This is a genomic window from Rubripirellula amarantea, from assembly GCF_007859865.1.
Taxonomy (GTDB): domain Bacteria; phylum Planctomycetota; class Planctomycetia; order Pirellulales; family Pirellulaceae; genus Rubripirellula; species Rubripirellula amarantea.
Map to the genome: position 1 here is coordinate 2,524,531 of NZ_SJPI01000001.1, position 13,786 is coordinate 2,538,316.

General features: G+C 54.3%; 11 protein-coding genes. 8 read left to right on the forward strand and 3 right to left on the reverse strand.

Going from position 1 to position 13,786, the window contains the following annotated elements:
• Nucleotides 1-202 precede the first annotated feature (202 nt).
• A complete protein-coding gene (rpsG, locus tag Pla22_RS09170) occupies nt 203-679 on the reverse strand; it encodes a 30S ribosomal protein S7 (protein WP_146514345.1) in 477 nt (158 codons plus the stop codon).
• An 80-nt stretch (nt 680-759) separates the two neighbouring features.
• Nucleotides 760-1,128 (reverse strand): 30S ribosomal protein S12, encoded by a 369-nt coding sequence (rpsL, locus tag Pla22_RS09175; protein ID WP_146514346.1) that lies wholly within the window; start codon nt 1,126-1,128, stop codon nt 760-762.
• A 305-nt stretch (nt 1,129-1,433) separates the two neighbouring features.
• Between rpsL and Pla22_RS09180 the strand changes: the two genes are divergently transcribed.
• Complete coding sequence (locus Pla22_RS09180) at nt 1,434-1,631, forward strand: hypothetical protein (RefSeq protein WP_146514347.1); 198 nt, start codon at nt 1,434-1,436, stop codon at nt 1,629-1,631.
• Nucleotides 1,632-1,748: 117 nt separating this feature from the next.
• Here the strand turns inward: Pla22_RS09180 and hisA are convergent, their stop codons facing one another.
• A complete protein-coding gene (gene hisA, locus Pla22_RS09185; RefSeq protein WP_207310319.1) occupies nt 1,749-2,585 on the reverse strand; it encodes a phosphoribosylformimino-5-aminoimidazole carboxamide ribotide isomerase in 837 nt (278 codons plus the stop codon).
• A gap of 121 nt (nt 2,586-2,706) precedes the next feature.
• Between hisA and Pla22_RS09190 the strand changes: the two genes are divergently transcribed.
• The 7 genes from Pla22_RS09190 to Pla22_RS09220 all read left to right on the forward strand — a co-directional run bounded on the left by Pla22_RS09190 (nt 2,707) and on the right by Pla22_RS09220 (nt 13,783).
• On the forward strand, nt 2,707-5,151 hold the full coding sequence (locus Pla22_RS09190) for a polyketide synthase (protein ID WP_146514348.1): 2,445 nt from the start codon (nt 2,707-2,709) through the stop codon (nt 5,149-5,151).
• A complete protein-coding gene (locus Pla22_RS09195; protein WP_242631895.1) occupies nt 5,148-6,938 on the forward strand; it encodes a coiled-coil domain-containing protein in 1,791 nt (596 codons plus the stop codon). The genes Pla22_RS09190 and Pla22_RS09195 overlap by 4 nt, the downstream gene beginning before the upstream one ends.
• A gap of 13 nt (nt 6,939-6,951) precedes the next feature.
• The gene (locus Pla22_RS09200) at nt 6,952-8,130 is read left to right on the forward strand and encodes a hypothetical protein (RefSeq protein ID WP_207310320.1); all 1,179 of its coding nucleotides are present in this window, start codon (nt 6,952-6,954) and stop codon (nt 8,128-8,130) included.
• Nucleotides 8,131-8,452: 322 nt separating this feature from the next.
• Complete coding sequence (locus Pla22_RS25655) at nt 8,453-9,082, forward strand: CAP domain-containing protein (RefSeq protein WP_242631896.1); 630 nt, start codon at nt 8,453-8,455, stop codon at nt 9,080-9,082.
• A 38-nt stretch (nt 9,083-9,120) separates the two neighbouring features.
• Nucleotides 9,121-10,005, forward strand: a complete 885-nt coding sequence (locus tag Pla22_RS09210; RefSeq protein WP_146514349.1) for a hypothetical protein — start codon at nt 9,121-9,123, stop codon at nt 10,003-10,005.
• 284 nt (nt 10,006-10,289) lie between these two features.
• Nucleotides 10,290-10,844 (forward strand): RNA polymerase sigma factor, encoded by a 555-nt coding sequence (locus Pla22_RS09215; RefSeq protein ID WP_146514350.1) that lies wholly within the window; start codon nt 10,290-10,292, stop codon nt 10,842-10,844.
• Nucleotides 10,841-13,783, forward strand: coding sequence for an MG2 domain-containing protein (locus tag Pla22_RS09220; RefSeq protein WP_146514351.1), 2,943 nt, complete (start codon nt 10,841-10,843; stop codon nt 13,781-13,783). Before Pla22_RS09215 ends, Pla22_RS09220 begins: the two co-directional genes overlap by 4 nt.
• Nucleotides 13,784-13,786 lie beyond the last annotated feature (3 nt).

Genomic DNA, 13,786 nt, shown 5'->3' on the forward strand with positions numbered 1-13,786 from the left:
TGGTAGGTAGGGTGAGGGAATCTTACCGAAGAGGCGATCAAACGCCCAGCGTCGTAGTTGCCCGTTGCGAGCTTCTACGTGGAATGTAGTTTCGCCAGCGAGTGTTTGACGACGCGGTGGGAAATGGACAACCCGAAGCGCAATAAAAAACCGCGTTGGGAACAAGTCCGAACGCGGTTCGTGGGTTGAGATAAGGGTTTGCTTACCAAGCGAAGTGAGCGAACGCCTTGTTAGCATCGGCCATACGGTGCGTGTTTTCGCGTTTGGTGTAGGCAACACCTTCCTTCTTGTAGGCAGCCAACAATTCGTCGGCAAGCTTCAAGTGCATCGGACGGCCCTTCTTGTCACGAACGGCACCAAGCAACCAACGGAACGCAAGGCTTTGTTGGCGTGAGCGGTTCACTTGCATCGGCACTTGGTAGCTTGCACCACCGACTCGCTTGCTGCGAACTTCGATGTAGGGCTTAATGTTCTCGATCGCAGCCTCGAAGACCTCGATAGGTTCCTGATCGGGCACTTCCTTACGCTTGGCAATCTCATCGAGCGCATCGTAGAAAACACGTTGAGCAGTGGTCTTCTTGCCATCGAGCATCAAGCAGTTGATGAACTTGCTAGCCAGCATCGAGTTGAACCGAGGGTCACCCTTCATTTGGCTTTTGCTGGAAGTGATACGTCCCATGGATTGATTTTCAGTCTAAGAAAGTGGGTGTGTGTTTTTAATGGAGCAAAGTGCATTAGCAGCGTGGGATGCTGCAAAAACTACTTCTTCTTGACGCCGTAACGGCTTCGGGACTGCTTACGGCCATCAACGCCCAATGCGTCACGTGAACCGCGAACGACCTGGTAGCGAACACCCGGCAAGTCACGAACACGACCACCACGGATCAAAACGATCGAGTGTTCTTGCAGGTTGTGACCTTCACCAGGGATGTAAACGGTGACTTCTTTGCCGTTGCTCAAGCGAACACGCGAGATCTTCCGAAGAGCCGAGTTAGGCTTCTTAGGGGTCATCGTCCGAACCTGGAGACAAACGCCTTGCTTGTGGGGGCATTTTTCGAGAACAGGCGACTTGCTTTGGCTCTTTTTGAGCTTACGGCGTTTGCGGACGAGTTGATTGATCGTTGGCATGAATCAGCAGCGAACAGGTTAGAGAAAAACGCCGCGAATTACGGAGTTTTGGGTGTTTGTTAGGGTTCCTGGGGCACATCGGTAGCTACCAGGGAACGCGAAAGTATCCTCGTCGACGAATTTCTGTCAATAGCTTCCAGCTTTTTCCGGAATCTTTCGGGGCAAGTGCGGTCTGAGCTGAGAGTCTTCGCGTACTTAGTGGTAGGGCCAATGAGCGGAACATTTCTCCGCCACCGGACCCCACGCATTCATTTCTTATTTGTCTTTCGACCGACACTGTTTCCCTATTGCTAGGAACTGCATTTATGTTCAATTCCACCACTTATGCCGCTGAGCGGGATTCCGAATCGGCTGATTGCGTCGCTGTTTCACACGTTGAAACGCAGCCAAACGCACCGCAAGCACCCATGCTTGAGAACGTCATCGCGGCGATTTGCCTGGACGCTCGTGAGGATTCGCTTCGCTACGCCTTGCGAAGCAACGTCGGTCATGACGGCGAGTAATTCGCCGAATCTCATTTCAAACCGGTTATTCCCCGATTTGATTTAGCACCACCGATGGCCCAGCCGTTCGGATTGGACTTCTTCTTTTATCTCTCCAATGTTCTAGAAGAGGCTAAATCAAATCGGGTTTTTCGTGCGCTGATTCCAGCGTAGTAATTCTTCATACGTGACCCCGGTTCCACCGAACAGGTCTAGGGCACTGCCGACGGTCACATCAAGCTTCGAGCCGCTGACGCGGTCAATGAACTCGATGTCTTCTAGTGAGGCCACGCCGCCGGCATAAGTCATGGGAAGGCCAGCCCATCCGCCGAGCAGTTCGACTAGCTTCTCGTCCACGCCTCCACACAGGCCTTCGACGTCGGCTGCGTGAATCAAAAATTCGTCGGCGAAATCAGATAATTGGTTGAGGTTTTCGTAAGTGATGGCAAGCTCCGTGATCGTTTGCCAGCGGTTCATTGCCACGTGCCAACTCGGGTGATCATCGTCGTCGCTCGTTCGGCGGCAACTCAAATCAATCACAACACGTTGTTTTCCGACTGCGGCGACTAGGCTAGCCAAGCGGTCGTATTCCAGTTTTCCCGTATCGCTAAATAACCACGATGTCACGATGACATGGCTCGCCCCCGCGTCGATCCAAGACGCTGCGTTTTCGCAGGTGATGCCTCCACCGATTTGCAGGCCATCCGGATATGCAGACAGAGCAGCTTTGGCGGCTTCTTCATTTCCCGGGCCAAGTTTGATGACGTGACCACCGGTGAGCTGATCTAGGCAGTATTTTCGCGCAAACCACTCGGGCGGCTGCTTGGCAACGTGATTCTCGACCAAATGCTGGTTGTCGTCTCGAAGAGTTCCGCCGACGATTTGCTTAACTTGGCCATCGTGCAAGTCGATGCAAGGACGAAAGAATGTCACGGGCAGGTGGCCTCGGGCGTTAAGATGAAGGAACCAGGGCAAGCGAGGGCATCCATTCTAGGACGAGCCGGGAGCCCGAAGTCTAGCGTCGCCACTTTTGCGGTATAACGGTGCGACATTGGAAACGACATTCGTCCGCAACCAGATCTGTTGAACTCACTTCATGCCGACTTCGCCCGCATCCTCAGGTTATCTCGATCCGCGATTGACGCAATTGCTGGAAGGATTGCGTCATCGAGTCCGCCGATATGTCGTGTGGGATTCGGTGCTCGCTCTCGCTGCGGTTGTATTGACTGCGTTTTGGCTGGGCCTAGCACTGGATTACTTGCCGGTTGTGATGGGCGGAACCGAGATGCCTTGGTTGGCTCGGCTCTTGTTGCTAGTCGTTGTGGCAGTTGTTCTTGTCTTTATCGCGACCAAGATGTTGTTTGGACGACTGAATCGACCGTTGCCCGATGATTCGCTTGCTTTACTAGTGGAACGGCACCACCCCGACCTGGGCGGTCGTCTGGTGACTGCGGTGCAATTGAATCGGCCCGGTCGTGACGGGGATTCCCATTCCGCGAAATTGCTTAGGCACGTTCACGACGAGGCGGCGGATGCCATTGACCGAGTCGATCCCGCGAAAGTGTTTCGTTTAGAGCCGCTCATTCGAAAGGCAATGATTGTGGCACCGCTATTGTTGATGGCGGTCCTGATGCTGGTGATTAGCCCCCAAGCGTTTGGTCGGGCTGCATCTCGGCTGACGTTGTTGTCCGACGAACCTTGGCCGCGTCGGGCTCATTTGGAAATGGTCGGCGTGGAATTGCCTGTTGTGACAGCCGCCGACAATCAAAACGCCGAGCCGCAACTCGTGGCCTTTGAAAACAAAGTCGTCAGGCTACCTCGCGGCAGTAGTGGTTCGCTTCGCATTCGCGCCAAAGCCGACGGCGATGCTGAGTTGCCCGTTGTGTGCACGGTCTACTACCAAACCATTCCAAGCGACAATGCCTCGAACGCCAATTCAGCAGCGGGCGTTGTTTCGAGCGGTCAAACCAACATGCGCAGAGTCGGTCGGGTGATTGATGGTTATCAGTCGTTTTTGCTTGACGGTCCACCGCTGGCCAGCCTTAGCGATTCGGTTGAGTTTTACGTGCGTGGATTGGACGATCGCTTAGACGGCTTTCGAATCGAAGCGGTGACGCCGCCAGCGGTAGCCGACATGAAGGTTCGCGTTCGGTATCCCCAGTACTTGCAAAGCGATCCTGTGGCTGCATCAACCGGCGATCGACCCGATTGGGATTTGGAGTCGTCGTATCAATCTGGTTTGCGTGTCGCCGAGGGAAGTGATGTGACTTTGGTAGCGACAAGCAGCATGCCACTTGGTGACGCCGACGTGATGGTTAAGTCCATCAATGAACAGCCGGTGCCGTTCACGACGGAGTATTCCGACGACCGAACTGAGTTGCGTCTTCGAATCAACAATTTCACCAACGCGACGACTGTGTCGATCGTGCCACGTGATGTCAGCGGGATTTCTGCTCAAGCGCCTTATCGGTACTTCCTGGGGGTAGTTCTTGATGAGCCGCCTGAACTCAAAATGAAGTTAATCGGGATCGGCTCTGCTGTTACCCCGATCGCTAAGATTCCTGTCGAAGCCAGCGTGATCGACGACTACGGCGTGCAGCGACTGGTGGTGTCGGTGACTCCCACAAAGGCAGGTGAGGAACAACCCGAAACTGGTGCCGACGATGAAGTTTCGCTTCAAGTGGCTTCACGAACACCTGGAATCGACCGTGATGGAGATGCAAAGACCGAACTCGATCTGCGTGATTTGATCGCCAACGGCGAGCTGCCCGAGCTGGTTCCCGATGATGCGATCAACGTGATTGGCGAAGCATCCGATCGCTACAATCTAAGTGGCAACCACCTCACTCGCAGTGAAATTTTTAGGCTGCAGGTTGTGACTCCTGAAAAGTTGCTCGCGCTTTTGGAGCGGCGGGAGTTGGCGCTGCGTGCGCGACTTGAGCAGACCATCGACGAGACCCGCAACTTGCGAGATGCACTGAGTCTGCTGCAGCGAGGTTTCGATAGCGAGAAACCTACTTCAACGCCCGATGCAGAGGAATCAACGGCCAGCGACAATCAAGCCGACACCGATGAGGTTCGCAAGAACCAAGTTCGCCGATTGCGAGTCCAGCAATCCGGCCTGCAGGCTAGCAAGACTTCGGAGGAGTTGTCTGGTATCGCAGCGTCTTTGGAAGACTTGTTGTTGGAAATGGTCAACAACCGAGTCGATAGTGTCGACCGTCGCGAACGTATTGGCGTCGGCGTTCGCGATCCTCTCCGCCGAATCGTCGAAGTGCCCCTGGCCAAGCTCAGCGAACAGATCGTGGATGTCGAGCGATTGATTGGTGACGATGAAGCGGCAAAGTCGAAAACGCGTGATGCCGTTACCACGGCCGAAGACGTGTTGCTGCAGCTTACCGCTGTGCTCGACAAAATGCTTGATCTGGAAAGTTACAACGAAATCTTGGACATGGTTCGTGGTTTGATCGACGATCAAGATGAACTGCTTGAAGACACCAAGTCCGAACGAAAGAAACGCGTGCTGGATTTATTCCAATGATGAAGCGATCACTGTTCTTAGTTTTCTGTGTGTTCCTAGCATGGCAGCACGTCGCGATGGGGCCGAGTTTCGGTGTCCCTTTCGCTTCAGGTCAAGACGATTCGGCGCAAGAAGGTGGTGACGAAGCCGCGCTGGCGCAGCGTCAATTGGGCGTGGCAAATCGCTATCAGCGGTTAGAAGAGCTTCTGTTGCGTTTGGCTGATGTTGAAGCGGCGGAGAACCCCGAGCGGGCTGCCCTGCTTCGTCGAGCAGCACGCCAATCTCGCGATAAGTTTGTGCTCGAAAAATTGCAAACTGCGTCCGAATCGCTCCGAAATCAAGAGTTCCAGAAGGCGGTTGAAAGTCAGGGCGACGCTCAGGAGCAACTGGCATCGCTGCTGAAATTATTGATGAGTGAAGATCGCAGCAAGCGAATCCGTGATGAGAAGGAGCGATATGCCAAGTTGATCAAAGATCTGAAACGGAATTTGAACAACCAGCGTAGTGCTCGCGCTCGCACTGAAAATGGTGCTGATCTCAAGCAAGTCGAGAAGGAGCAGAAAGACGTCACCCAACGAAGTCAGGAACTCAACGACCGCATGAAGGATGAGGGCGACGAGAACGCGAGCGATTTTGAATCGGACGATCAAGCGAAGCCAGAGGATCAGGCCGCCGACTCGGAATCAAAGTCAGGCGATGATGAGTCAAACGATGGCCAAACCAAAGAGCCTGGAGAGATGCAACAGGGCGAATCTGAGCAGAGTGAGTCTGAGCAGAGTGAGTCGAAGCAGGGTAAGTCGAAGGAAGGTGAATCCAAAGAAGCTGAGTCCAAGGAGTCACCGTCCGCTGAGTCTGAATCCCAGCAAGGCGAATCCCAGCAAGGCGAATCCCAGCAAGGCGAATCTCAGCAGGGCGAACAGCAACAGGGCCAGTCACAGCAGTCTGACCAATCGCAGCCCCAGACCCCTGAGCAGCCTAAGACCCCCGAGCAAGAAGTTCAGCAGCAGCTTGAGCAAGCGATTAAGAAAATGCAGCAGGCCGAGGAGGAACTGAAAAAAGCTCAGCGTGAACCCGCTACCGAGAAACAGCGTGAAGCCGAAGAAAATCTGCGAGCCGCCATCGATCGACTTGAGCAAATCCTGCGTCAGCTTCGCGAAGAGGAGATGCAGAGGGAACTTGCCAAGTTGGAATCGAGGCTTCGGAAAATGGCTCAAATGCAAGTCGACGTGCTCGAGAAGACCAAGTTGCTCGCTTCGGTTCCCAAGTCTCAGCGTGACCGGACTACGGATTTGAAGGCGGGGGATCTGGCATTCGACGAAAAAAAAATCACCCTCGAAGCGGACCGAGCCATGCTTTTGTTGCGGGAAGAAGGCTCAAGTGTCGCGTTTCCAGAAGTTGTTTCCCAAATTCGTGCCGATACTGCTCGAGTGGCTGAACGACTGGCGAGAGCTCAAATTGACACTGTGACTCAGGGGATCCAGCAGGACATCCTGGCGGCTTTGGAAGAGATGATTGCCGCCCTACAGAAGGCCCAGCGGGATTTAGAGAAGCAACGTCAGGAGCAACAACAGGGCCAGCCCGGCCAACCCGGACAAGGCGAACAGCCGTTGGTGGAGGCAATTGCGGAGCTGAAACTGCTGCGGACCATGGAAACTCGGATTAAATCCACCACGGATCGCTATTCGGGGCTGCTAGAATCAGGTGAGTCGTCTGGAGACGAAGTTTTGCCGTTATTGCAAGATCTCTCCGAACGGCAAAACCGTCTGTACCAGATCACTCGAGATTTGGTATTGAAGAGGAACCAATGAACGAGAGGTGAACGTGGATCGATTTGAGCCTACCGACGCAGCACGCCGTCTGGATCTGAACCCATCTCAAGCTCCTTCGAAGAGCTTCGCCCACGGACCACTCGCATTTTCTCGGTTGCCCATCGCTTTGGCGGGGTTTTGCCTCCTGTGCTTGCCGTTCTTTACGTCCACCGGCTCGACTGCTCGGGCCGATGAGTCGCTGAAAAATGAATCGAGTTGGCGTGCGGTAAGCACCGAGCAAATGGCCACTCTGCTTCGATCGGCACTCGACCAACTCGGCATTACGCCCGACGCGATGGACAAAGCGGCAGAGGACTTTTTGGTCGCAATCGAAAGTCGCGATGAAGATCCCCTCGATGCGTATGTCCATGTCACGCTCAGCCGTGTCTCGGTGATCGACGAAGTGGTCTCGCACACGAGAAACTCGATTTCGACCGCTGGTAAAACGGTTGATCCCAACTCAGAGACTTATTCCGAGATCGAATCACTGCCCAAATCGATGCGGATGACGCTGCGAACTTGGCTAGGTCGCGAATTGGTTCGTGCTCGTTTGTACGACGAAGCTCTACCGGTTATCGCCGAAGTGGATCCCACCGAATCCCTTGATCCTGCTGCGACGCTTTTTTACCGAGGTGCTTGTTACCACGCATTGCTTATGAAAAAGGAAGCACTTGCAGACTTGCGGCGACTGCTTGAGAACGAGGACGAAAGCCCGGTGCGTTTCACCCGGACGGCTCGCATGATGGTCGCCGATATCAAGCCGCTCAAAGAGGACACGCTCGACGAAATCTCGCGATTGATGACGGATGTGACTCGTCGCTTAGACCTTGGTCGCAGTGATGATCAAACCAAGGAACAGGAGCAAAAGATTATCGACAAGCTGACAAAGCTCATCGAAGACCTCGAAAAACAGCAGCAACAACAACAGCAGCAGCAACAGCAACAACAGGCGGGCGGACAGCCTAGCGGGGGCAATGGCGGTCAAGGCTCGCCAATGCAAGACAGTCAGATCGCTGGCGGTAGCGGCAAGGGTGATGTCGACAAGAAGAAAATCGACGATCGTGACGGTTGGGGTAACCTTCCGCCTGCCGAACGCCAACAAGCATTGCAGCAAATCAGTCGCGATCTTCCCACGCATTATCGCGAGGCAATCGAGGCGTACTTCCGAAAGCTGGCCACCGAAGGTTCGTGAGTTCGTGATCGGGACTCGATGAGCGACATCGTTCGGCTAGTGGTACGATAGTGTCGTCAAATCCACGTCGCTAAAAATCTTTTTTTGGTCGTCTTGCTCTGAGACGATGGGAAAAATAGTCGCAATGTGCCGCAGAAATTGCGTGCCAAAAACACGGTTTTTCCCAACTTGGCGCTAACCACCCAGTCGGCCCCCTTTACCGTTTGATAGGTATCTCGATGTTGGTCGCGTCGTGGACGCCTCGCCAACAAGATTGTTTCAAACAAGATTGTTTCAATCGGGGAGGCGTCGCTTTGGTTTCTTTCTCTTTCGGAGAGATTACATGCAACGGATTGTTTCGTTGGTTGTTTTGAGTTTGGGTTCGCTTTCGGCACTTAGCATTTCATCGCTTTCAGCCGAAGGCATCGTTTATTCCACCGGACCGCATACCGTCGGTCCTTCCTCTATCACCATGCACTCGCCGGTTCCGGCGATGTCCACCGTCGTGCAAAGTTCTGGTGCGGTGTGTCCCAAGTGCGGTAAGGTTCATGGGTCTAGTAGTCAGTCGGCCAACCAGCAGGTGACCTATACGGCACCCACTTCGGCGAATCCGACCTTTAATTCAGGCAATGGTTCGCGTGGTGCTGGGGCCCTCCAAGGTGGAGGTTCCATTCAAAATGTACTTTCGACCTTGAACGCGCAACGGGCTCGACAAGGAATCGGCAGCCTGCGATATGATCCTTCTCTGCAAGCGGTAGCCGAGCGACGCGCTCAAATGATGGCATCAATGAGCTTGAAGAGTCATCCACCAGGATCTTATGCTCCCGGAACCTACGAAGGTGTCGGATGGTCCAGTTCGTACTCGCCGTCAGGAGTGTCGGCATGTTTCACCAGCGATCCTCGCATGCAAGTCGCCGGAGCAGCGATGGCTACGGGGCGAGACGGCGTTTACTTTGCCGTCGTTTATCGCTAGTTGAGCGTTTTCTAAATCGGCACGGAAGCAATGGCGCCGTGATCAGTAAACTCTGCAGCGACTTTCTGATCGCGGTTGCCTCTCTCTTGTTCATCGGCACGGTCGCGAACGGGCAAACTACGTTTAGCTTGTCTGGGCCGTCCAATCAAAGTGGCAATCTGCAATCGGCGAATTCCGCTTCGGCCGATTCGCTTGCTCAAGCAAAGGCCTCGATCCAGTGGTTGTCGGAGGTGGCGATTAGAAAGTCACCTCGGACTTTCGACGGTGACAAGCATTGGGGTGAAACCAAAAGCATTTGGGCTGGAGTCAAAGTTCGCTTCGACGGTGGCAAGCTCAAAACGAAACGGCGTAAGAAGGATGTCAATCACGGGCGTTGGATCAAGTACGAAGTTTCGCTGCCACCCCAGCATCTGACGGACCAGATCTCCTTAACCGTCGACGAAGTAACGGGCCTGCAGGACGCGGTCGGAAGTGCGATGCGGATTCGGTCAACGTTAATAACGCCAATGACATTTACTGCTCGGATCCAACGTTGGAATTTGGGCGTTCGAATTTTTAGTGTCACGGTTAGTGGGCGAATGAAGATTCGCATGCGTTCAACCATGGCACTACGGACGCAGGCCGACTACAGCGAAATTCCACCGGCCTTAGTGATGCGGCCTCACGTTGAGACCGCTGATCTATCACTTGAATCTTTCGAGGTCGATCGAGTCAGCCACGTTGGCGGTGATGCCGCCGAAGCGTGGGGCGAGATCATGCAGGAAGTCTTGGTCGAGCGATTTGTGGATCGCGCCAACGACACGCTCGCCGAAAAACTCAACAAGGCAATCCGTAAGAATGAGGACGACTTGCGTTTGTCCCTGACCGATTGGCTCAGCTCTCTAGGGGCACGCCAACAACTTACCGACCAGACGGACCGGTAATCTTCTTCATCACAGACTTGATCGACGCGTGTTTCTCGGCGCCCGTCACCGCAGCCTCCGACCATGTCCGTCGGTGAGATGGTTGCTGGGCTGGTCACGTGGTTCGGAGTGCTCGACGGTTCGACTCCTAAACTGGTCCTGCCAAACGCATGTGAATTTTGGATCCGTTCTCGACCGGGCCGCTGCCTACCCATTGCCCGTCACGCTTATCAATCACGTAAAATTAGAAAATCGAGATTTTGATAAATCCGTGGGGACTGCTGGATCGTCGTAAGATGTGAATCATGAAAGCCACGTCGCCAGCACGAGATTTGCCCCCGATCTGTGAGGGCGATGCGCCTTGGCAGCATCCGCTTCAGGCGTGCTTTGAAGAATTTCGAGGCGAGTTGCTTGGGACGATCTATTACACCGTTGGTAATAGGGATGACGCCCGCGACGTGATGCAGGAAGCTTTCTTGAAGTGTTGGAATCATCGCGACCAATTGGATGGAGTCGAAAACTTACGGGCGTGGGTTTTCCGCATTGCAATCAACACGGCTCGCGACGCTCGTAAGACCGCTTGGAACCGACGTCGCCGATCCATCGACCAAGCTACTTCGTTCACGCAAACGGGCGACATCGCGGAACGGACGGCGATCGAACAGGAACAATTAGAGTTGCTTCGACACGCTATCGCTGGGCTTTCGTCGGAACAACGAGACGTCTTTCTACTTCGCCAGAACGGACAAATGACGTATGAACAAATTGCCAATGCGATATCCGTTCCCGTCGGCACCGTTAAGACTCGTATGAGAGCTGCCCTTGCCAATCTTCGCGCTTCAGTGGAGAGTGAATCATGACCGATGCCGAACGTCAACGATTGCTTGATCAGCTCCTTGAACTGCATTTCGATCTGCTGGATGAACCGGATGCATCCGCTTTGCGAAGCCGCATCGAAAGGGAGCCTGAAGTAGCTTTGCTTTGGCAGCAAACGCAACGAATCAGCGACGGTCTAGCTCAAGCTTCCAGACTGGATGATCCAGTGGCGATGGTGAACGTCGCGGGACAACGTTTGGCCAAACCGTATCAGAAGCGTCCTCTTGTCGCCGCTGCCTTAGCCGCCTGCTTGGGATGGCTGATATTGGCCGCAGGTCACCTGGCGAGCCGTCCTGCGGGACCGCCAATGCCAATTGCAATCAAGGCTCGCGTGGACACCCAACCGGATTCCAGCTTTGCCGTAAACGTCCAGGCGTCGCCGGTCTCTGGAACAACTACCGACTTTCTTGTCACTCCGGCGACGCTTTCGTTCTCGGTTCTTAACCATCGTTCGGTGCTGTTTAGCGGGGTCGTTAAAACTGACGTTGAAGGCAGCGTTCGCATTGAGTTGCCTGACCAAATGGTAATCCCCGCAGAGACTCGTTTACGGATCCAAGCGAAACAAGACAGTGAGCGATCACCGAGCGGTACGATTGAAATTCCATTGCCGCCGACGCGATGCGTAACCTATCTCACCACCGATCGGCCGTTATACGCACCCGGCGAAACCGTCTATGTTCGATCCGTCACCATGACCCGAGTTCGTCAAACCGCCGTCGTTGAAGTGCCTATTCGGTATTCGCTGCTGCGTCCCGATGGACCTCAAGTGCATAGCGAAGTTCACGAGGGAGTCACGCAGCAGGGTGTCGGCAATACTGCGTTTGTATTGCCAGCGGATCTAGATCCAGGAAGTTACCGTGTGGTTGCGGAAAGCTTAGATGGTTTGTTTCCCAGCGAGCAGATACCGATCGAGGTAAAAGCATTCAAGCGAGTCACCATGGCAAAGTCGGTCCTGTTTGACCGACGCAGTTATCGGCCCGGCGAGATGGTTTCAGCGACGATTCGGATCAAGGATCTCGCCGGGGCACCACAGATGGGAGCCCGCGTAACGGTTCAAGCGATCGCAGGGAAAAGCGTTTTGCATCGGGCGTCTGGTCGTTCCGGTGACGATGGTGAATTTGAATGTTTGTTTCGGCTTCCACGGTCTTTGATGTCCGATAAGGCCCGATTGTCGTTGGAGGTTGCGGTGGGGAAAGTCCGTGAGTCACGGTCATTCCCGATTCCCTTGGTCCAAGGAAATCCTCGGGTTCAGTTCTTCCCTGAGGGCGGAGAGTTGGTCGCCGGCCTAACTAACCGCGTGTATGTCCAAACACTCGACAACTCGGGGGCACCGGTGGAAATCAGCGGCGAAATTGTGGATGAAGCGGAGAGCGTTGTTGCTGCATTCACCACCAACCGAGATGGAAGGGCGAGATTTGAAATCACTCCAGCGTTGGGCAAGACTTATCAGTGGCGTTCACCGACAAATGACGACGCCGTGTCCTTGCCAACGGCAGTTGCCGATTTGCCGGTGATCGTTACAGGGAAAGGCGTGTTTGGCGCTCACAAGCCCATTGAAATGGTTCTGCGCAGTCTGCGAAGTCGTGCCGTTGTTGTGCATGCCGTTTGTCGAGGTCGGCTTCTCACCCGACAAAATGTTTTGCTCCACGAAGGAGACAATCCGATCTCATTGGAGATTCCCACTGATGCTGCGGGAGTTGTCCGGCTAACGGTCTTTGACGACACGGACAGGCCAGTGATGGAGCGATTGGTGTATCGCAAGTCTCAGGACACGCTCAAAGTAAGTATGAATCCAATACTCGGTGAAGGATCGAGACGATTCCGAGTCCAGGTTTCCGATCCTTCCGGCGCTTTGTCACGCGCAGTGTTGGGCGTCAGCGTCGTGAACGAAGAAGTTGCGGTTCAAGCCAATCAGCCACGAATGACCATGCCCACATTCTTTCGTTTGGGCAGTGAGATTGCTAACCCAGAGGCGCTCGAAAATGGGGACTTCTATTTAAGCGATCAGCCGGAATCCGAAGTGGCGCTTGATCTATTACTTGCCACCCAGGGCTGGCGAAGGTTCGCGTGGCGTGGTGAAGGGGCAATGACTTCCGTCAACCAGAAAGACTTGCGAGAACGGATCGTGCGTTTGCTTTCCATCAATGGCGAGGGCGAACGCCAGAGCGTTTACACTACCGACGACGAGGCCAAGATCCAGGCTTGGGATGAGCACCTAAAGGCCTCCCATGAATCGTTCCGTAGGATGTTGGTGGGCGGTTCAATTTGGACCTTGATTGTGTTCTTACTTGGCAGCGTTTGGACCTGGGCTCGGCATCGACGTCGCTGGCCCCGGTCTGTTGCCCTTCTGATGGTCGTAGTGGCGCTAGCGGTGCCCGGGTGCGGGCAATCACAAAGCACGGTGATCACACCTTCGGCTGACTATGACACGCCCTCGGCGGTATTACCCAACACGGACCTCCAAGATTCGCCAAGCACACCATCGATCATGCCAGACGAAAATGAACAGGCAACGATTGAGATCTTGCAATCGTTGCTGTTGAACGGCAATTCAGAAGCGTGGTTTGCATCGCAACCCATCACACGTGAAAAATTACAAGAGATGATGGTGCGGCGTGGACTGACACCCGACACGATGGCTGATGATTTACTCGCAGAGTTGCGATTTCCGATTCGACAGTACGCCTACACCGCGATTGAAGAGTCGGTCAATGAAGGCTCTGTACCCGCCACGTTGTTTTGGAATCCGATGTTGATCACCGCCGATGACGGGACTGCCATTATCGAGTTCGATGTACCCGACACCGTCGAGCGACTTCGATGGCACATTGACGTTCATGCCAGCGACGGTGCGCTGGGATCATGGAACTCGGTGCGAGCTGTCGACCCGCAGATGAGGCCGAATCGAGATCTCGCGGACTAATAA